The sequence below is a fragment of the Lysinibacillus sp. NPDC056232 genome, assembly GCF_042267565.1.
Lineage (GTDB): Bacteria > Bacillota > Bacilli > Bacillales_A > Planococcaceae > Lysinibacillus.
Genome location: NZ_JBHJTF010000005.1, coordinates 1 through 19,228 on the forward strand (window position 1 = coordinate 1; position 19,228 = coordinate 19,228).

A 19,228-nucleotide genomic window follows, 5' to 3' on the forward strand; every position below is an offset into this window, starting at 1 on the left:
CAATATACAACATAAACATATGTTCTATAAAGAAAAAAGCACTTCATTCCTCCCACCTCTGAAGAAGTGGGCTTCCTGAAGCTCAATTCTGTGAACCGAAATACGATATTAGAGATTGGTCGGAGGATCATACAAAGATGGGGAAGGGTGTTACGTTATCAATGCCTGAACTACAGCTTTTGAAAGAGTCGTTAGCTAAATTGTCAGAATAACAAAGGTATTCTTTTTTAGGTAACAACATCAGTCGGGAGTCATGCTCATGAAGCGGCAAATGTAGAGTATAGCCATTCACCTGAGACAGGTGGAAAAACATAAATCTTCTGAGGATTTTCCGTAGAATAAATTTCTAAAAATTGTTAGACTAGCAGTAGCAACAATTCATAAAGCAGGTGGCGGCTGAACTCCCTTTTGAAAGGGGGTGAGGCGGATGACAGTATTTGAAGCATTCAGTTTGATTGTACAATTTAGCCTTTTGCTAATTGCAGTACTTACACTGATGCTAAGCATTATTGTCTCTCAAAATAAAAAGAAATAGCCACCCTGCCGGCTAAGTAAGGTGGCGATTTCTACAACTTTAACTTGGTCAGCCGCTATGGTTGCGGCATGATTGTTGCTTTTGGCTGGATGTTGACGCATCCAGTCCTTTTTATTCTATAGTTAGTGTATCATATTTATTCTAAAAAGAACATTTTGTCTAGTCTTAAATGAATTTTGCAATGTCATTTAGCGCTAAACGAGATGAGCCGTAAGCTGGTGCTGCTGCTTTTCCGATGGCGATTAAGACGATTGGCACTAGATTATCTGTTAATTCAAAGCGTTTCGCAAAAGCCTCTTTATTGAAGCCACCCATTGTTACTGTATCATAGCCCATATCTTTTGCTAAAAGCATGATTTGCATAGAAATTAAGCCTGCATCAAATGTAGCAATATTTTTTAGAATTTCTTTAGGAAGGTTTGGATAAAGCTTTAATGAATTTTCAATCATCATATTCGATGTTGCTTCATTCATATAGCCAAGCTCGAAATTTTTTGTATAGACTTCTTCAACATTATTGTACATTTCTGTATCGCCTAATACCGCAATGATAGCAGAGGCAGTTTCTACTTGTTCCTGGTTATTAGCAATTAAACGTAGTTCTTTTTTTACTGCTTCATCTTGGATTACTAAAAAGCGCCAAGGTTGTAAATTGCTTGATGATGGAGCGGTTGTTGCCTCAACGAGTAATTCCTCTATTTCAGATTGTGGAATTTTAAAATTTGCCTCATATTTACGAACAGATTTACGATCGTGCATTACTTTATTTAAATAACTTTTAGTTGTAGTCATCGTTAAAAAAATCTCCTTTGTATTTATGATATTTTACTATACGATATACTTTTTAAAATTCCAAGTAAATTGCTCGAATTAGATTGGTTTGCATTTTTACTTAAATTTAAATGCTTCGAAGTTAATGCTTATATCTTTATTGCGGGATTTCAATTGCTTGGCAAAATGTTTTAGCATTTTTTCAGGGCCACACATAAAAATACTCGTATGCGCTGGCACTGAAAAATTTTTAAATGAAAGCCTGTCCATTTGGGCAGTATCAATAAAGTTCACTCTAAATTGTTGATTAGTTTGTGCATACTCCTGTAAAAATTCTTTATAGATAGCATTGTCTTCACCATGATAAGTGTAAAATAACTCGATATTACGATCGACGGGCTGTGATTGCAAATATGATAAAAATGGGGTAATGCCTATGCCACCTGCTATCCAAACTTGTTGTTGTGACTCATTTTCAAAATTTAAATGACCATAAGGACCATCAAGTGTGACTGGTGTATTCAGTTGAACGGAATCATATACTTTTTTTGTGAAATCGCCAAGTACTTTAATAGAGATAAATACTTTTTTTCCATCGCCACCTGAAATAGAAAATGGATGGGGCGCCTTTTCTATGCCATCTTGCAAAATCTTGATAAAAATAAATTGGCCATGTCGATACGGTATTGTTTTATCAAGTGTTAGCTCCAGTTCAATAACATTGGGCCCTAATTTTTTGATCCCCGTTATGTTGCCATTATATTTAAAAAACATATCCTGATACATCGTCAACATATATAATGCTGACATAAATCCAATAGTCGCCGTTATTGCGGTGAAAATTCCTAAAGGTGAAGGCTGTAACAAATCGTATCTGCTTGAAAAATAGGCATGATAAATTCCAAATGCATAAGGGATCAGCAATAACCGATGAAAGATCCGCCAGTGCTCATATTTTAAAAATTTAGCCAAAAGCGCAATTAAAATTAGCGCTATGAAACCATATTGACCAAGTGACCCCAGTTCTTTCGCAAATTCGCTGAATGAAGTTCTTTCTACTTTATCCAAGCGGGGGACTAGACCTTGTAATTGCCCATGGATAATCACCAATACTAGTGAAAATATTGCTAAATATTTATGATAAAAATAAACATTCTCTAGCCCATGGAACCAACGCTCAAAAGTTTTCATTCTTGTTGCTAACAAAAAGACAAGAAAGAAGCCCGTAATGGCCATGCCTCCAATGATGTGACTAAGCCTATTAACAGCATGGATAGGCTCTATAGGTGTAGCAAAATACCACAGTAAAGCACCGCTAGTCATTATTAGTATAATAAACAAAATTCCTTTGATAGATTTCATAAATAACCTCCAGTACTCATTTTTATCTCTAATCATCCTATATATACAATAAGAACCTGAAATGTTTCTGATTTTTTATGAGAGTTTTTTCTCGATTAGACATAAAAAAAGGGATTGTTTGTTCGGAATATATGTTCCTTTTTGGGATGGGGTGTGATAAATTAAGAAAGGTCAAAATATAGAGACATAAGGAGTGGAAGTAAATATGCAAGGGAATACACATATTATTGGGGGCATCACGGCAAGCCTTGCCTTTGCACAAATTTCTAATGATAATCCGCTTGTTTTAGTAGGAGCAGGCGTTATCGGTGCATTACTTCCAGATATTTGCCATGGTGGAAGCAAAATTGGAAGGAAGTTTCCTATCATTTCAAAAATGGTCAATACTTTGTTTGGACATCGTTCCTTTACACATAGTTTGCTTTTTTTATTTCTGGTTTGGATGTTACTACATACGTTTATACCTTACGAATCCATTTCACTAGGTATTTTATTAGGGATGGCAAGTCATGTTTTCCTTGATATGTGTACGAAGAAGGGTGTAAAGCTGTTTTTCCCAGTATCTATTTCAGTACGTATGCCAATTACTACAAAAACGGGTAGTAAAGTTGAAAAGGTAGTGTTTATGTTGTTAACGATGCTTTCAGTCTTTTTTAGCTATGAAATAATTTTTAAACTAATTCAGACAGTATAAAAAAGGAGCCCAGTACGAAAGTTTTTTCATACTAGGGCTCTTTTTAAAGGTGAAGGTTTTAGTCAGCTTGTACCTCTTCAACCGTTTGTTCTACTTCTGCTCGTGTCATTTTTTCACGACCTTCTTGCATCGCCTTCAATGTTTTATGGGCTAAGGCAAGGGGTAATCGACAGAATAATAATACCGTTCTTTTATTAATATCTTTCATATAAAGATCCGCTTTTGCAAGATTTTCCTCCGCGTATGCAAATAAATCATCGCGTGTCCAGCCATCAGGAACGAAACTTACTCCACGCTCATCCAGATCCTCATGCTGATTGCGTAAAATATTGACTGCTTGGAGACCACGGCCATAGCCAATCGCTAAATCGCGATCTGTTTGAATGTCTGCACCCCACGCCCAAAGCTCGGACAGCATTGTCCCAACAAGCCCTGCTACGTAGTATGTATAATCATCTAGATCCTCTCGCGTATGCACCTGCCAGTTTGCTTTTGCCCATTTTGCCATCCCAAATGCCATTTCACTCGTTGAGGCTTGGACAATTTTACGTGAGCCTTCAGGACAAAATGTTAGCCAATCTGCTAAACGAAGAGATACTTCAGGTAGCTGATCTGCATATGGCGCTAATAATGCTTCATAAGCTTCAGCATTAAATGATTCCTTTAATAACTCGCTTGTTGCATTAAGTAAATCGAATTTCACATCATTAGAAAGGTTTTCATGATCCTCAATTTCATCTATAGCACGCATTGCTAAATATGCGGCTGCCACTGACAATTTTAAATCATTTTTTAAAAAAGTAATCGGTATATAAAAAGTGCGACTAGTTTCCTTTAAAACTTGCATCGCTTCTTTATAAAGTTTCTTTTGATCTTTCACTTGTATTCCTCCGTTCAAATGGTAACACCTCTATAGTATATCGTATCGTAAAAGTGATGAAAGATAAAACAGATTGTTCAATTTATAATCAACTATTTTCAAATGGTATAGATTAAGACAAAGAGAGTGTAGATAACGCGGTTGCAATTTTTATAGGTAGGGATGGACACAGTAATGGCAAAATTGATTTCGATAAGCGAACTAGTAAATGTTGGTGGATATCAGCTAGAATTGCAAAAGAAGTGATAATGTATCGAGTGTCATTGCATTTTCACTTCTTTTGTTTTTATAGTAGAATAATGTTAAAGTTATAAAAATGCGACGAAAATCGTGTGATTAATAGAAAATAATTGATATTTTTCGTCTTTTTTTCATGAAAGTTTGCTAAGTTATTGCACATTTATTTCAACAGCGTTAAAGTTTAGGAAGGACAAAGATACAACTTCACTTTTCGAGTAATTGTTGCTGCCGCTTCGCTTTCGCACAGAAAACATTTGTTGCTGACGCTTCGCTTTCGCACAGAAAACATTTGTTGCTGACGCTTCGCTTTCGCACAGAAAACATTTGCTGCTGACGCTTCGCTTTCGCGCAGTAAACAATTGTAGCTGTAGATTTGCTTTCGGTACTGAAATACAATTCATCGGATTTTGGCACAATAACTCCTTGCAAAATCCGTGATCTGTGAAGGCATGAACGTTATTCAACTGGCTTCAAAATGCCTTTTGAATAAAAGTAAAATCTAGTATATATCTCACCTTCTGAAATAGAGATTGTACGTTAATTCAAAGGAGAATGGTATGCCAAAGGCTATAGGTATTGATGCAGGTGGAACATTGACAAAAGTTGCTTATTTAGATGAGCATAATGAGCTTGTTTTAATAACTTTCCCGTCAAATGATTTGCTAGCTGTGAAGAATTGGATAATTAACCATCCAGATATTGAGGATATTGGTGTTACGGGAGGGCGTACAGAACAATTACTTGATGTCATTAAAACCATGAAATCGATTCATTATATAGTAGAGTTTGAAGCCACATTGAAGGGCGTTCGATTTTTGTTGCAAAAAGAGGGCTACTTTTTCGAGCGAAGCATGATTACAAATATTGGTACGGGTACTTCGATTCATTATATGGAAGATAATACGCATATTCGTGTTGGTGGGACAGGTGTTGGCGGAGGAACATTGATCGGATTGTCAGCGCTTACAACTGGAATCACGGATTATAATGAAATAAGAGAATTGGCCTCTAAAGGTAATCGAGAAGAAATTGATTTACTTGTAAAGGATATTTACCAAGGGATGGACACACCTATTGATGGGCATTTGACAGCTAGTAATTTTGGGAAAGTTGGTATTACAGAGTCAGTCAAACATCCAACAGAAGATATTATTGCAACTGTACAGGGGCTTGTTGGTGAGGTTATTACAACACTTAGTATTCAATATGCTGAAGAGAAAAATGCACAGCATATCGTTTATATCGGTTCAACTTTAAGTAATAACGATCATCTTGCACGTGTTATTGCCAATTACACACGTACGAAAAAACATACACCAATTTTTATTAATGATCATGGTTTTTCAGGTGCAGTCGGTGCATTATTAAATATAACTGAATATACGATTGTCTAAATACAAATGTACATTACTAATTAATATTGGTGATGTACATTTTTTTATACTGTAAATGTCTGTAGTAATACCCAAAGCATAAAACCTTTTATCCTGAGCACATTACATGTAGGAGGTGAACATCCGTGGGCAATAGAAACACCAATAAGAACAACAAAAATAACAATAAAACAATAAATGTTAGAACGCATAATCCTTTTGATACCTACAAAAAAATAGACCTCGATCAATCAAATAGCAATAACAATAACCCGAATGACAATCTAAATGAAGAATTCTCTGCAGAATTTGATGCGAAAGCCAAAAATAAAGATAATAAAACGAACCATAAGAAAAATCAACAATCCAACAAAAACAAATAACCGAAATAGGGGAGGCTTAAATAATGGCAAAGAAGGGTAAAACAAGCTTCAAAAAGAAAAAGAAAGAAGATACACATAAAAGAAATGATCATGAGGAATATTCAGCAGAATTTAATCAAGTAATTCATAACAATCCGCAACAACCAAAACAATCCAGCAAAAAATAATAAAAACTGCTCCTTAAGTAAATTGAAAAAATACTTAGGGAGCACTTATTTTATGCTGTTTTGGCGACTTTATGCCAAAAAAATATGAGAGGTTGATTCACTTGCGAAAATTTTTTGTAATGCTAGGATTCTCTCTTGTATTGTTTGCCGTATCGACCTACCTCCCAACAAGTGTCTATGCTCAGCAAGAAATACCAGCCCATGCTCAATGGGGAAAAGTAGCGATAAAAGAAACGCAGGCAAAATACCCTCAAGCTAAAATCCTCGATTATTTGCATGAGGGAAGCGAGGTTAAAGGGGATACCACGATTGAGAAATTTAAGCTTTGGATAAAACTAAGTGACAAGGAATTCGGTGTACAAGTTCGAATCAAATATGTGACCAATACAAATAAATTGGTAAAAGTTGAATTCCAAGAAATCACTTCATAAAATAAGAGGATGCCTAACTTCAGGCATCCTCCTTCTATTAGTTTTCTAGCTTATGAATAAATTCTCGCATTAATCCAGGTAAATCTGGCCATGCATGACCACTAATCAAATTGCCGTCTGTATGAAGATTAGCATCGATATACGTTCCTCCTGCTACTTGAACCTCTGGCTTGCAGGCAATATAAGCAGTTAGCTCACGTCCTTGCAGAATTTTTGGAATGGTCGCGAAAATTTGTGCTGCGTGACATACAGCAGCGATTGGTTTATTTGCTTCAAAGAAATGGGTCACTAGTGCTGGAACATGCTCATTTAAACGAATGTATTCTGGCGCTCGTCCACCAGGAATGATAAGTCCGTCAAATTGTTCTGGAGCTACCTCTGCAAAAGATGCGTGTGCTTCTAAGCCATATGCTGTACGCTCGATGTATGTATCGACTCCATCGACAAAATCGTGCAATACAGTTTGTAATTTCTTTGCGGATGGTGCTGCAATCGTCACATCATAGCCAGCCTCTAGACAACGGTAATAAGGATAAAAAATTTCTAAAGCTTCAACTGCGTCTCCTGCAAGTATCAATACCTTTTTGCTCATGTTTCCATCTCCTTTTATTGTAATCTAGTAGCTTAATTCGACACTTTCAAAAAATTCCCTTCTGATATTTTAGAAAAGCTGAAAGAAGTTAAAGCCTTCGGACGCAATTATTGCCGAGGCATAATGGATACAATGCGCTTTACAACGAAAAAAATGAAGCGTATAGTATTTATTTAGCTAGGTAAATAAATTCAGGAGGTTAACATGAATCCTATATTTCATGCTTTATTCCAAAAAAGCCGTTATATAACGAATTGTTTAAATGAAGTACTGAAACAGCACAATTTGTATAGCTCACAATGGACTATTTTATATTGCTTACATAATCATGGGCCTATGACGTTAACGCAAATATGGAAGTATTTAAACGTTGAAGCGCCAAGTATAACTAGGGCAATTACGCGACTCGAGACTTTAGGTTGGGTACTAAGAGTAGATGGTGAAGATAAACGGGAAAAAATCGTTACTTTAACATCGTATGCAGAGGAACATTTGCCTGTTATTACTGAAACCATTTTAGCTTTTGAGGCAGAAATGGTGGGGGCATTGACGGTCGGTGAGCAGCAACAATTTATGATTTTACTGGAAAAAATGAAAGGTTGATTGACATGCAGCAAGAAGGGAATACACAAATATGGACGAAGCGGTTTATTAGTCTCTTTTTAACAAATATTTCAGTGTTTTTTGTTTTCTATGGATTGGTAACGACTTTGCCACTTTATGCGATTGGTGAGCTTCACCAGACTGACAAGGAAGCGGGATTGTTACTGTCAGGATTTTTATTATCTGCCATTATCGTTCGTCCCTTTTCAGGTAAACTATTAGATGTTTTTGGGAAGAAAAAGCTTTTAGTTATTTCAATAATTGGCTATTTTTTATGTACAGTTTTATATTTATTCATTCATCCTTTTGGACTATTACTAGGATTACGTTTTATTCAAGGGATCTTCTTTAGTATTATTACAACGGCAGCAGGTTCATTAGCAGCGGACATTGTGCCAGCTAATCGGAAAGGTGCAGGTCTAGGTTATTTCACAATGTCTAGTAACTTAGCAGTAGTTATTGGGCCATTTATCGGTTTACTGCTGATTCAATATAGTAGCTTCAATGTACTATTTATTGTTATGAGTATTTGTATATTAGCAGGGGGCATCCTAGCTGTAACGATCAATACAGATGATTTACCCAAGCCTGAACATCAAGGTAAATTGACATTTAAATTTGATGATTTATTTGAACGTCGTGCACTCCCGGTAGCGGCTATTGCTAGTTTAGTAGCTTTTTCATATGCGAGTGTTTTATCGTTATTATCAGTGTACGCACAGCAAAAAGATTTAATGGATGTAGCGAGTCTTTTTTATGCAGTTTTTGCAGCGGCAATGCTTATAACAAGGCCATATACAGGTAAGCTTTATGATACAAAAGGACCGCAATTTGTTATTCTTCCGGGTATTATATTCTTTGCACTCGGCCTTGTCATGCTCGCATTTGTCTCAGGACCAGCATTATTTTTATTTGCAGCCATCTTTATTGGTTTTGGCTACGGGGCGGTGAATACAAGCTTACAAGCAATAGCTGTACAGTCTGCGTCACACACACGTAGTGGTTATGCAACCGCAACGTACTTTACGATGTTTGACATTGGCATCGCGCTTGGTTCCTATATTTTGGGAATGGTGGCCGTGCAAGCAGGCTATAGCTCAGTTTATCTAATCGGAGCAGGTATACTGGTCGTCGTCTTTATCATTTATTTAGCGCGTATAGCAAAAATTAAATCGAAAAAAGTAGCGCATGTATAAGTGCAAAATAAAACAGTTGGGACATCCCAACTGTTTTTCTTTTGCACTATAAACGACCATATCCAGCAAAATGTTTTTTCCAATAAGTGCTATTGATGTTTGCAACAGAAACACCACCGTCACTTGCGCTAATCATTTGGTTACTTCCAATATAAATGCCTACATGTGAGATACCAGCTTTATACGTATTAGCGAAAAATACTAAATCACCTACTTGGGGTGAGCTTACTTTTTTAGCTGTACTGTAAAAACCTGCTGCTGACTTACGAGCAGTCGAAATACCAGCATTATTAAAAACGTAAGTAATATAGCCTGAGCAATCAAAGCCTGTACTCGGTTTACTTCCACCAAATGTGTATCTTACGCCTAATTGTTGTTTAGCAATTTGTACTAGGCTAGCTGATGGTTTAGGTGTAGTTATTGGTTTTGGTTTAACTGTTGATGTTGATGTAGTATTAAGGTTTAACTTTTGTCCAACGCGAATTGTTGAAGAAGATAAGTTATTCCATTTCATTAAAGTTTGATAAGAAACACCGTACTGATTGGCAATCTTCCATAAAGAATCACCAGATTTTACTGTATAAGTTGCCGCCGATGCTGTGTCAATTGTTGAAAAAAGTACAGATGAACTTAAAGCCAATGTAGCTAATTTCATTCCCCATCTATACTTTTTATTCTTTTTCATAATATGTACCCTCCTGGAATTTTAAAAGATTACTATATAAATGATATTAACATTGTAATATTACAATAGTATGTCAATAAAATAACATTAAGGATACAAATTTTACTAATAATAATTAGAAAATATTCCACTTTATGGCTCATTATCAAAAGTCAAGGATAAGTAAAACGTATGTCATATGGAAGTCGAGTGGATGGGGATTGAAATTATAGGGACAGTTTTATATAAGCGTTTTTTAAAAAAACGAAGATGATAAAAATGAAGTATTGGGGGATATTAAGTATCTAAATAAAGTGAAGGTGGATGAGGGAGACCGGCTCTTGGTTCAAGACAAGGGACAGTCTCCAGAGTTTAATTTTTTTCTTTTTGAATTGCTTTACGTGCAAGTGCATCTGCCGCTTTATTTTGCGTATCTGGAACCCACTTAATAAAAAATAAATCGAAGCTACTTACAAGTGTAAGTGCCTGCTCAAGATAAGGTTTAAATTCTTCATTTTTCACATATTCTTTTTCCATAGAGGCTACAACAATTTTTGAATCTGAGCGGACTGATACTAGGTTTGAACTAAGCTTTAGTGCTTCCTCAAGGCCACGTACTAAGGCAGTAAACTCGGCAATGTGGTTATTGGTCTGTCCTATATACTCACTTATTTGTATATGGTGACCCTCTCCTTTAATAAATATTCCAATACCGCTAGGGCCAGGATTTCCTGCACTAGCAGCATCAATGTAAACTTCTAACATAAAATCCCCACTTTTTGATTTAGATTATATATTAATTGTACATCAATATATCTTAGTTGTTGCTAAATATGGATAAACAAAATAGTTGCTTGTTTAAAATGTTCACTTCATAATAGTAAGAAGCGAAATTTGGACGTGAAAGGAGCGAGAGTTCAAATTGGATAAAGTGACGGTTATGAAAGATATTGATGAACTACATGATACGTATTGTGCTGATTGCTTAGTGATCAAGCAATTACGAAAAGAGCGTGGAAAACCTGAAGCTCATCGCTTCTGTATTGAAGCCTGCACAATAGGGGAGCGACTACAATTTCTCGGAGAAGAGCTCTTGAAGGTCTATAGTAAATAATATTTTACTAAGAAATGTCTTAAAAGTAATCATAGTACTAAATTGACTATGTTTAAATAAAGTAAGCTACTCAATTCGATGCAAAATAACAATATGTTCGGAAAAATAGTAATGGTTGGTTCCCATAGAATAAGCTACTTTGTTGTTGGCTCACTGCCGATAACAAATGTAGCTTTTTTCTATGGTAACAAAAATGCGCCACACACTCTAAAATCTGCATAGAGTGTGTAGCGCAAAATATTTTTAAGCATTATTTAGTTGCAACATAGCTACTTAAGTCTTGGTAGTATTTTGTGAGAGAAGAAGCTGAAATATCGAACGTCGCTGCAATTTCTTTTACTGTCATAGATAGCGGCTCGAACAGCTCTTTTTCTTGACCATATCGAATCGCGCCAGCAGCAATCGCAGCTTCTTTACGCGCAGATGGTTGTCCTTCAATTAAATAGTCCTCTAAAAGCTCTAACATAGGAGCTGTTTCACGTTCATTTTGCTCAAGGAAATCTTTCACTTGTGTAATTACATTGCTCTCAAAGTTCGTGAATTCTTCGCCTTTATAACCATTTGACACTAGTAACTCCCAGAAGGATAAATGTTCTTCTTTTAGGAATGCTCCAATCTTCTTCTCAGAAGCCTCGAAATTTTTCTTAAATTGCTCAAATACCTTTGCATGATCTTCCGGGAAGAAGATAAGCGTTGAAACAGCTAAATAATGCTCTGATTTTTTTGTGCCATCTGGTAAGATAAATGCAAAGACATGCATACCTTCAGGGATTGGTTTGTCATTTTCACGACGAATATAAATTTCTTCATTTGATAACACATGTGTAGCCTTGAAATATTTTTCTTCTACAACTGACACAGAACCAATAAATAGATGAGGTTGTGACCAGCCTTCTAACACTTTTACTGTAGAAGGTCTAACCGTTTTTTTCTTTGTTTTCTTTAAGTAACCTTTCCAAATAGATGGCTCTTGATGGAAGAAGAAGTCGTCTAACGCGATCGCTTCAATTAACTCTCTTTGTAGTACGCTCTCTAATTTAGGCTGCCATGTACCTACATGCTCGATATAAGCACGAACATCTTTGCGTTCTGGATATTCTAAGTAAAATGTTTGTAGTACACGCTCTAATTCTTCGATTGCTACAGTTTCTACTGTAACCTGCTGTTTACCTTCACAACATTTTTTGTATTTTTTGCCGCTACCGCAAGGGCATGGATCATTACGTTTTACCATAATTAGAAACACTTCCTTTGAAAATTGTTAGTCGAATTTTGCTGAATAAATTGCATACACTTAATAATAACGGTACATTTGTACGAAGAAAAATGATTGTCTATTTAGAAATATCAAAAAATGGACGCCCTGATTCTATTATATGTTCATATTTTCCAACTTAGAACTAAAAAAAGAAAACCATCTATGCTTTAGAAATAGCATAGATGGTTATCACTTTGTTTAGCTTTTGATAGCTTCCATTTCTGACGTTAATCGTTCAAGCTCATCAATAAGGTGACCAATGTAAGCAATCGTATCTCGGAGCGGCTGGTCTGTTGTAACATCGACACCCGCCATTTGAGCTAGTTCTACAGGTGATTTTGTACCTCCAGCTTGAAGGACTGCTAACCACTCATCTACAGCAGGCTTACCTTCTTTTAAGATACGCTTGGATACTTGTGTAGAAATTGTTAAGCCAGCGCTATATGTGTATGGATATAGGCCCATATAATAGTGTGGTTGACGCATCCAAGTAAGTTCTGCGCCTTCAGAAATATCGATAGTATCGCCCCAGAAATCTTCAAGGACAGAACGTTTTAATTGGTTTAAAACTGAAGCATTAACAGCTTCACCAGCGTCAATTAATTCATACACTTTTCGTTGATATGCTGCCTCTAGTAAGTGTGTGACGAAATTATGATAATATGTTTTGGACACAATATTTGAAATAACCCAACGTTTGAAGCGAGGATCTTCGTTATGGGTTAATAAATAATTGGCTAGAAGCATTTCATTCATTGTTGATGGTGCCTCGATAAAGTATAACGAAGGTCGACTATTAAAATAAGATTGGTGAGCATGTGCATTCACAAAGTGACCTGCGTGTCCTAACTCATGAATTAGCGTAAATACCTCATTCATACGCTCATTCCAAGACATTAAAATATAAGGATGACTACCATATGGACTTGAACAGAATGCCCCAGTAGATTTTCCTTTGTTTGTTGCATAATCAATCCAGCGCTCGTTAAATGCCTTTTCAATCATGTTCTTGTAATCATCACCCATAACCGATAATGCTTTTTCAACATATTCTTTTGCTTCCGACATTGTTAATTTTGGATCATACTCTGGATCTAGCGCTATTTTTAAGTCTGCAAATGTCATGTTCTCGATGTTGTTCGCTTGTTGAATAAGCTTTGCGTAACGGCGCATATGAGGCGCAAGCTCTTTTGTAATAAGATCTATTTGACGATTATAAAGTGATCGATCCACATCCTGATCAAACAGTAAATAATCAATGATAGAGTCAAATCCGCGTAAATCCGCCATTGTTTTTTCCTGTTGAATATGTGTGTTATAAATTTTTGCAGTTGTGTGCTGATAATCTCGTAACTTACTAGAAAATGCTTCAAATGCAGCATGGCGTACGTTTGTATCAGCCTCAAACTCCCAGTTGTTTTCATATAATACAAAGCTTAATGGATGCTTTTCACCATTTGCCTCAAACTGTCCAAAATGCATATCAACAAGCTTTGTCGTATTATATGTTTCATAAGGTGCCTTAAAAGTTGAGCTAAATGCAGCTAATGCTTTTTCAACTTCAGGCTGTAGCTGATAAGGCTTTTGCTTTAACAATTCCTCTAAGTAAACTTTGTAAATAGGACTCAACTCAGTAGCTTCTTGTAAAATTGCCTCGTCTAGTGCCAGTAATTCACTGCGTACGAAAGAAAATGCGCTACTTATTTTACCCACCGCAGTACTGTATTTTGCAGAACGCATTTGAGCTACATCATCTGTACGATCTGCTTGTATATTTAAATTTGCATAAGTGCCAATAGGGACAATGCTTTTTTGTAATTCTTCAAATGCTGTTAAAACTTCAATTACTTTTTGTGCATTCGTAATTGTACCTTGGTACTTGCGTTCAAAGCCTAGCGCATCCTCTATAAGCTGAGCTAAGACAGGCTCAAAATCCGCATCATTTTTAAATAAATCTTTTAAATTCCACGTTTCTTCTACGGGTACATCTTTTCGTAACTGTATTACTTCCATCAATCAACACCCCTTATGTGTAAGTGTCTCAATTATAACGAAACTATTTCGGAAAGTGAAATAATTATAGAGAATAGTTTTAATATTTTTAAAAATAGAATAACGATATGGAAACTTATGTTCTTGCTGGGTATAATGGATTTAAAGGAAGGAGGTAATGAAGTTATAATGCAGCTAGTTTTGGAGAAACCAGATGTGTATAAGCTTAGTCAAGTAAATCAAGATAATTTATGGAAGAAGTTAATTGCGGATTTGTTTGAAGATTTTTTGTTGTTCTTTTTGCCAGAGTTACACGCAGAAGTGGATTTTTCAAAGCAAGTAGAGTTTTTGCAACAGGAGCTTTTCAAAGAAATTATTGAGCATCGTCAAGGGCGCAAAGTAGCTGACCAAATTGCGAAAGTTCATCTTAAAGGGGGAGAGGAGCAATGGATCCTTATTCATACGGAAGTACAAGCTGTAGATGAAGAGCATTTTGCGAAGCGTATGTTTGAGTACTTTTATCGAATCAGTGATCGATATGGTAAGAAGGTTGTATCTATTGCTATTTTCACGAATAAGAGTACAAAAAGCACGAATCGGTATCATGAAAAGTATTATGGTACAGAAATTATGTACACTTTTAATAAGTTTGTTGTGTCAGACTTTGATGAAGAAGAATTGAAGAAATCGCCGAAGCTACTTAGTAAAGCGTTACTAGCTTCAATTTATATGAATCGAACTAATAAAGAAATGAGCCTTCGTAGTGCATATAAAAGAGCTCTCTTAAGAGAAGTGTGGTCATTAAATAATGTTGAACGAACAGAAATAAATGCGCTACTTTACTTTATTGATTACTTATTGAAACTACCAAAATCTATATCAGAGCAGCTTGTAAAGGACGTAAAAGCTGAGCTTAAAGGGGAGGAAGAAATGTTGCATCTAAATAAAGAAGATTTACCACCGACACTTGCTGGAGTATTGGAATTAGAGAGGCAGGAAGGAATCGAACAAGGCATGAAACAAATAATTATTGGGTTGATTGAAAAGGGCGCTGAAGACGAATGGATTGCAGAGGTTTCGAAGCTTCCAGTGACAAAGATAAAGGAAATCCGTAAGGAACATAAATAATTAAAAAGTATTTAGATCTAGACACTGATGCACTAATGTTGAAATTATTTATTGAAGCTACCAAGAGTGATGTCTGAGCAGCTTATAAGAGATGTGAAAGAGGAAATTAGAGGGGAGGAAGAAATGTTGCATTTATATAAAGAAGATTTACCACCGACACTTGCTGGAGTATTGGAATTAGAAAGGCAGGAGGGCATTGAGCAAGGAATCGAGCAAGGAATCGAGCAAGGAATCGAACGTGGTATGAAACAAATAATTGTTGGTTTGTTTGAAAAGGGTGCTGAAGACGAATGGATTGCTGAAGTTGCAAAGCTTCCAGTAGAAAAAATAAGGGAAATGCGTAAGAAATCGAAGTATTCTAATTGTGTAGAGAGGTAAAAAAGACAATCCCAAATTAGTTTTTTTATAGTGTCCAATTGATAAAATCCATCTGTGTGAATTTTCTTAGGAACTGCATTTGTAGCGAGGGCTGCTCAAGTGCTCCCGTCGTAGAGCAAAATTTCACGCGGAAAAGTGAGTAGCCTAAAGTAGAAAGAATTTAGTTTTGTATTACAAATTAGTGTCAATGGGAAAAATGGCGTATAGCTAATACACTTTGCAACGCATACTAATGGCTAGAACAACGGGCACATTGGAGGAGAAATAATGACACAAAACTTAAACAAACAATTGAATAAACTTGTCGCTACATGGTCTGTACTTTATACGAAATTGCACAATTATCATTGGTATGTTACGGGAAATGCCTTCTTTACACTACATGCAAAATTTGAAGAATTATATAATGAAACAACGTTAAATCTAGATGAAATTGCAGAACGTATTCTTTCTAAGGATGGCAAACCAGTTGCTACGTTAAAAGAACATCTTGAACTGTCCTGTATAGCGGAAGCGACAGGGAATGAGACGACAGAGGAAATGGTGGCTACAACCATTGCCGATTTCCAAAAACTTATGAAAGCTTTAAATTCAACAATGGAGCTTGCGGCAGAGGAAGGGGACGATCGAACAGAGGATATACTAAATGCTATGTACCAGTCCCTTGAAAAGCATACATGGATGTTGAAGGCCTTCCTCGGGCACTAAAAACCAACTAAAAATGATAGGTAATGGGAATTTTTTTAAAACTTCCGTTGCCTATTTTTTGAAGTTTCATAAAAGTAACATATATCACGAAGATATAACATATATTACAGTTCGGAGAAGAATGGACAAAATATGTTTATTCTTGAATAGGAAGGGTAGATACCTAGTAAGCCATATAAGTTAGGAGGAATTGAGCATGATAAATGAACAAAACCCACAAATTGAAGTGGCCCATACAAGGGAAGAAATGCTTCATATTTTAGAAAGTATGCGATTAGAAGCATATCAAATAGAGGACATTCATGTTATTGCAAAGGATCCAAACAAATTTGAAGGTGTAGAATGGGATGCTAATGTTAAAACACATGAGGTAGGGAATTGGGTGGATCAATTTAAGTCTTGGTTTACCGGTGAATCGGCTGTGAAGGAAGGATTAAAGCGATTTGATCTTACAGAGGGACAAACAGCTTACTATGCTCATCTCGTAGAACAAGGTGTCATCGTAGTATTTGCTGAGCCATCAATTGAACCTATGACGACATAATATATATAAGGATGATTGCTATTCTCCCTGATTCACTGTAACAGGGAGAGTTTCTTCTTGAACACACGGAGCGTTACTAAATATAAAACAAACAGAGTGAGTGCAAATGCATCACTCTGTTTGTTTGTAGAGTGCGAATTTAAACATAATTAATGTATAGCTTTTTCGTCATCATGTTTTTTAATAAAGCGTAATACATGAAGATGCTCTAATTGCGCAACAAGGTTACCAATTAGAATAAAGCTTCCACCTATTAATACTTTTATCGTTATTCCTTCACCAATAAACATCATGGCAAACATCGCTGCAAAAATTGGTTCTAAGGAAAATATTAGTCCTGTATGTGTAGCAGAAGTAAACTGTTGTGCAACAGTTTGACCTACGAAGCAAAAAGCACTACAAATGACACCGAGTCCTATAATAGCAATCCAAGAAGTCGTTGTATTTGGAAGCGTTGGTGTTTCGAAAATGAATGATAACACGAGTGCATAAATCCCGGCAAAACCGAGCTGGTAAATGCCATATGAAATTGATTCAACATTACGTGTAAATGTACTGTTTAACAGTAAATAAATCGAATAACATAGTGCTGCGATGGCTACTAAAATATCCCCTTTTTGAAAGGTAAATGAGCCATGAGCAGTTAAAACAGTAATCCCAATCATTGTGCAAACAATCGCAAAGCTAACGGCTCTTGAAGGTAATTTTTTGTCAATAAAACTGCTGAAAATAGGTACTAAAATAACTGTTAGACTTAAAATAAATCCAGCATTTGATACCGAAGTTGTTTCTAGTCCCAATAAGCTTAGAACAAACACAATGAATAATAGAAACCCTTGAATAGCCGCATATTTTAAAGTTTTAGCATCGGCCTTAATTATACGTTTATAAAAGATGATACCTGCTACGAAAAATGCGATGATACAACGCAATGCCACCACATTATAAACAGCCATTGTTTCAAGCCCCATTACCATAAAGGTATAAGATAATCCCCAAAACATTGTTACTATAACCATTAATAAATTTGCTTTTCCTTGGATACTCATTATGCTCACCCACAATCTGTGTACTAAAACAGTTTTCAACCTAAAATTTACTATATCTCTTGTATTGTGATTAGTAAAACGAATGTTTATAATAATCAGTATTAAAAAAATTCATGTATATCGAGGACAAGACAATGAGTTTAGTCAAATATGAGATTTTGAATAAAGTGGCTGAGGTAGCTAGCTTTACAAAAGCAGCAGAGGCATTAGGATTAACCCAATCTGCTGTAAGTCATGCTGTTTCAAGCTTAGAAAAGGATTTCGGCTTTGCACTCATTCACAGAAGTCGAGCGGGTGTCACGTTAACAAGTGAAGGAGATACAATGTTAAGGGCAATGAGGCATGTCCTCGATGCACAGGAACTGTTACAGCAAGAAGCAGCACATATACTCGGCGTTACGCGTGGGAAAGTACGAATTGGTGTGATTTCAAGTATTTCTTCAAACTGGATGCCAGAAATTGTTCATATTATGGAAAATCAATTTCCTGGTATACAAGTTGAATTACGTGAGGGAGATTATTATGAAATAGAACAATGGCTATTGAGTGGAGAGGTGGATGCAGGATTTTTAAATGGTCAAAAGTCAAAGCAATTTCGGTATACTGAACTACAGCAAGATCCATTGCTGTGTATTGTCTCCGATAAAAGTCCACTCTATGATAAAGCAGAAATTGATATTGTTGAACTAGAAGATTTGCCATTTATCATGACTTCATATAAAGGGACAAATGATGTAAAAGTCCTGTTAGAGCAATATCACGTGAAGCCAAATATTCGCTTTGAATTATCGGAAGAGGTAGGGATTATTTCGATGATTTCTCATCAGCTTGGAATTAGTATTTTACCGAAATTAGTGATAAATAACTTACCACCTACGATAAAAGCCATACCTTTAAAACAAGGAGGCTATCGCACAATTGGATTAGCTATGAATCACCAAGCATCACCAGTAACAAAGAAATTTGCGGAGATATTAAGTTCCTGGTTAAAAGAGCAAAATATGAAATAATTTTTAGTGGAGAGCAACAAGCGCTATAAAAACAACATTGAAGCATCACATAGCATTACGTTAAAATAGTATTTGTATATTTATCTTCATTCAGCAGATCTTTTTTGTACCGAAAGCGTAGCGGCAGGTACAGAAGATTCCCACCTCTAAAGATGG

At 36.0% G+C, this 19,228-nt stretch carries 24 protein-coding genes and 1 pseudogene; 15 read left to right on the forward strand and 10 right to left on the reverse strand.

The window, feature by feature from the left end; translation table 11 throughout:
- Positions 1 to 95: 95 nt before the first annotated feature.
- Positions 96 to 212, forward strand: a pseudogene (locus ACFCYJ_RS05385) (PC4/YdbC family ssDNA-binding protein); the annotation flags it as partial.
- Between the two features lie 215 nt (positions 213 to 427).
- A complete protein-coding gene (locus ACFCYJ_RS05390) occupies positions 428 to 535 on the forward strand; it encodes a putative holin-like toxin (protein ID WP_376071682.1) in 108 nt (35 codons plus the stop codon).
- A 165-nt stretch (positions 536 to 700) separates the two neighbouring features.
- Here ACFCYJ_RS05390 and ACFCYJ_RS05395 read toward each other — a convergent pair whose 3' ends face one another.
- Positions 701 to 1,327, reverse strand: coding sequence for a nitroreductase family protein (locus ACFCYJ_RS05395; protein WP_376071685.1), 627 nt, complete (start codon positions 1,325 to 1,327; stop codon positions 701 to 703).
- Between the two features lie 96 nt (positions 1,328 to 1,423).
- The gene (locus tag ACFCYJ_RS05400; RefSeq protein WP_376071688.1) at positions 1,424 to 2,668 is read right to left on the reverse strand and encodes a ferredoxin reductase family protein; all 1,245 of its coding nucleotides are present in this window, start codon (positions 2,666 to 2,668) and stop codon (positions 1,424 to 1,426) included.
- A gap of 205 nt (positions 2,669 to 2,873) precedes the next feature.
- Between ACFCYJ_RS05400 and ACFCYJ_RS05405 the strand changes: the two genes are divergently transcribed.
- Positions 2,874 to 3,362, forward strand: a complete 489-nt coding sequence (locus ACFCYJ_RS05405; protein WP_376071690.1) for a metal-dependent hydrolase — start codon at positions 2,874 to 2,876, stop codon at positions 3,360 to 3,362.
- A gap of 58 nt (positions 3,363 to 3,420) precedes the next feature.
- Here ACFCYJ_RS05405 and ACFCYJ_RS05410 read toward each other — a convergent pair whose 3' ends face one another.
- Entirely contained in the window at positions 3,421 to 4,242 is an 822-nt protein-coding gene (locus tag ACFCYJ_RS05410) for a squalene/phytoene synthase family protein (RefSeq protein ID WP_376071693.1), read from the reverse strand.
- 444 nt (positions 4,243 to 4,686) lie between these two features.
- A complete protein-coding gene (locus ACFCYJ_RS05415) occupies positions 4,687 to 4,896 on the reverse strand; it encodes a hypothetical protein (RefSeq protein WP_376071695.1) in 210 nt (69 codons plus the stop codon).
- Positions 4,897 to 5,039: 143 nt separating this feature from the next.
- Between ACFCYJ_RS05415 and coaW the strand changes: the two genes are divergently transcribed.
- From coaW to ACFCYJ_RS05435, 4 genes are all read left to right on the forward strand, one after another.
- Positions 5,040 to 5,876, forward strand: coding sequence for a type II pantothenate kinase (gene coaW / locus ACFCYJ_RS05420; protein ID WP_376071698.1), 837 nt, complete (start codon positions 5,040 to 5,042; stop codon positions 5,874 to 5,876).
- Between the two features lie 125 nt (positions 5,877 to 6,001).
- Positions 6,002 to 6,238, forward strand: coding sequence for a hypothetical protein (locus tag ACFCYJ_RS05425; RefSeq protein ID WP_376071701.1), 237 nt, complete (start codon positions 6,002 to 6,004; stop codon positions 6,236 to 6,238).
- A 23-nt stretch (positions 6,239 to 6,261) separates the two neighbouring features.
- Positions 6,262 to 6,405, forward strand: a complete 144-nt coding sequence (locus ACFCYJ_RS05430) for a hypothetical protein (RefSeq protein ID WP_376071703.1) — start codon at positions 6,262 to 6,264, stop codon at positions 6,403 to 6,405.
- Positions 6,406 to 6,476: 71 nt separating this feature from the next.
- On the forward strand, positions 6,477 to 6,836 hold the full coding sequence (locus ACFCYJ_RS05435) for a DUF3889 domain-containing protein (RefSeq protein WP_376071706.1): 360 nt from the start codon (positions 6,477 to 6,479) through the stop codon (positions 6,834 to 6,836).
- Positions 6,837 to 6,873: 37 nt separating this feature from the next.
- Here ACFCYJ_RS05435 and ACFCYJ_RS05440 read toward each other — a convergent pair whose 3' ends face one another.
- Complete coding sequence (locus ACFCYJ_RS05440; protein WP_376071708.1) at positions 6,874 to 7,428, reverse strand: DJ-1/PfpI family protein; 555 nt, start codon at positions 7,426 to 7,428, stop codon at positions 6,874 to 6,876.
- A 204-nt stretch (positions 7,429 to 7,632) separates the two neighbouring features.
- On the opposite strand from ACFCYJ_RS05440, the gene ACFCYJ_RS05445 reads away from it, so the two are divergent.
- Both ACFCYJ_RS05445 and ACFCYJ_RS05450 read left to right on the forward strand, forming a co-directional pair.
- Positions 7,633 to 8,031, forward strand: coding sequence for a MarR family winged helix-turn-helix transcriptional regulator (locus tag ACFCYJ_RS05445; protein ID WP_376071711.1), 399 nt, complete (start codon positions 7,633 to 7,635; stop codon positions 8,029 to 8,031).
- A gap of 5 nt (positions 8,032 to 8,036) precedes the next feature.
- Complete coding sequence (locus ACFCYJ_RS05450) at positions 8,037 to 9,227, forward strand: MFS transporter (protein ID WP_376072170.1); 1,191 nt, start codon at positions 8,037 to 8,039, stop codon at positions 9,225 to 9,227.
- A gap of 46 nt (positions 9,228 to 9,273) precedes the next feature.
- Here the strand turns inward: ACFCYJ_RS05450 and ACFCYJ_RS05455 are convergent, their stop codons facing one another.
- Positions 9,274 to 9,912: a C40 family peptidase gene (locus tag ACFCYJ_RS05455; RefSeq protein WP_376071714.1), complete on the reverse strand. Its 639-nt coding sequence runs from the start codon at positions 9,910 to 9,912 to the stop codon at positions 9,274 to 9,276.
- Between the two features lie 351 nt (positions 9,913 to 10,263).
- On the reverse strand, positions 10,264 to 10,656 hold the full coding sequence (locus tag ACFCYJ_RS05460; protein ID WP_376071717.1) for a ribonuclease HI family protein: 393 nt from the start codon (positions 10,654 to 10,656) through the stop codon (positions 10,264 to 10,266).
- A gap of 157 nt (positions 10,657 to 10,813) precedes the next feature.
- On the opposite strand from ACFCYJ_RS05460, the gene ACFCYJ_RS05465 reads away from it, so the two are divergent.
- Positions 10,814 to 11,005 carry a zinc-finger domain-containing protein gene (locus ACFCYJ_RS05465; RefSeq protein ID WP_376071720.1) on the forward strand — a complete coding sequence of 64 codons (192 nt, stop codon included), beginning with the start codon at positions 10,814 to 10,816 and terminating at the stop codon, positions 11,003 to 11,005.
- Positions 11,006 to 11,255: 250 nt separating this feature from the next.
- On the opposite strand, the gene ACFCYJ_RS05470 is transcribed toward ACFCYJ_RS05465, so the two are convergent.
- Both ACFCYJ_RS05470 and pepF read right to left on the reverse strand, forming a co-directional pair.
- Positions 11,256 to 12,239, reverse strand: coding sequence for an SEC-C domain-containing protein (locus ACFCYJ_RS05470; protein ID WP_376071722.1), 984 nt, complete (start codon positions 12,237 to 12,239; stop codon positions 11,256 to 11,258).
- Positions 12,240 to 12,461: 222 nt separating this feature from the next.
- Complete coding sequence (pepF, locus tag ACFCYJ_RS05475) at positions 12,462 to 14,276, reverse strand: oligoendopeptidase F (protein ID WP_376071725.1); 1,815 nt, start codon at positions 14,274 to 14,276, stop codon at positions 12,462 to 12,464.
- Positions 14,277 to 14,411: 135 nt separating this feature from the next.
- Between pepF and ACFCYJ_RS05480 the strand changes: the two genes are divergently transcribed.
- The 4 genes from ACFCYJ_RS05480 (at position 14,412) to ACFCYJ_RS05495 (ending at position 17,013) form a co-directional block, all read left to right on the forward strand.
- Positions 14,412 to 15,383: an RpnC/YadD family protein gene (locus ACFCYJ_RS05480; protein WP_376071728.1), complete on the forward strand. Its 972-nt coding sequence runs from the start codon at positions 14,412 to 14,414 to the stop codon at positions 15,381 to 15,383.
- Between the two features lie 51 nt (positions 15,384 to 15,434).
- A complete protein-coding gene (locus ACFCYJ_RS05485; RefSeq protein WP_376071730.1) occupies positions 15,435 to 15,761 on the forward strand; it encodes a hypothetical protein in 327 nt (108 codons plus the stop codon).
- Between the two features lie 267 nt (positions 15,762 to 16,028).
- On the forward strand, positions 16,029 to 16,469 hold the full coding sequence (locus tag ACFCYJ_RS05490; RefSeq protein WP_376071733.1) for a Dps family protein: 441 nt from the start codon (positions 16,029 to 16,031) through the stop codon (positions 16,467 to 16,469).
- A 196-nt stretch (positions 16,470 to 16,665) separates the two neighbouring features.
- Positions 16,666 to 17,013, forward strand: a complete 348-nt coding sequence (locus ACFCYJ_RS05495) for a general stress protein (protein WP_376071736.1) — start codon at positions 16,666 to 16,668, stop codon at positions 17,011 to 17,013.
- Positions 17,014 to 17,162: 149 nt separating this feature from the next.
- Here ACFCYJ_RS05495 and ACFCYJ_RS05500 read toward each other — a convergent pair whose 3' ends face one another.
- Positions 17,163 to 18,062, reverse strand: coding sequence for a DMT family transporter (locus tag ACFCYJ_RS05500; RefSeq protein WP_376071739.1), 900 nt, complete (start codon positions 18,060 to 18,062; stop codon positions 17,163 to 17,165).
- 134 nt (positions 18,063 to 18,196) lie between these two features.
- On the opposite strand from ACFCYJ_RS05500, the gene ACFCYJ_RS05505 reads away from it, so the two are divergent.
- On the forward strand, positions 18,197 to 19,072 hold the full coding sequence (locus ACFCYJ_RS05505; protein WP_376071742.1) for a LysR family transcriptional regulator: 876 nt from the start codon (positions 18,197 to 18,199) through the stop codon (positions 19,070 to 19,072).
- The last annotated feature ends 156 nt before the right edge of the window (positions 19,073 to 19,228 follow it).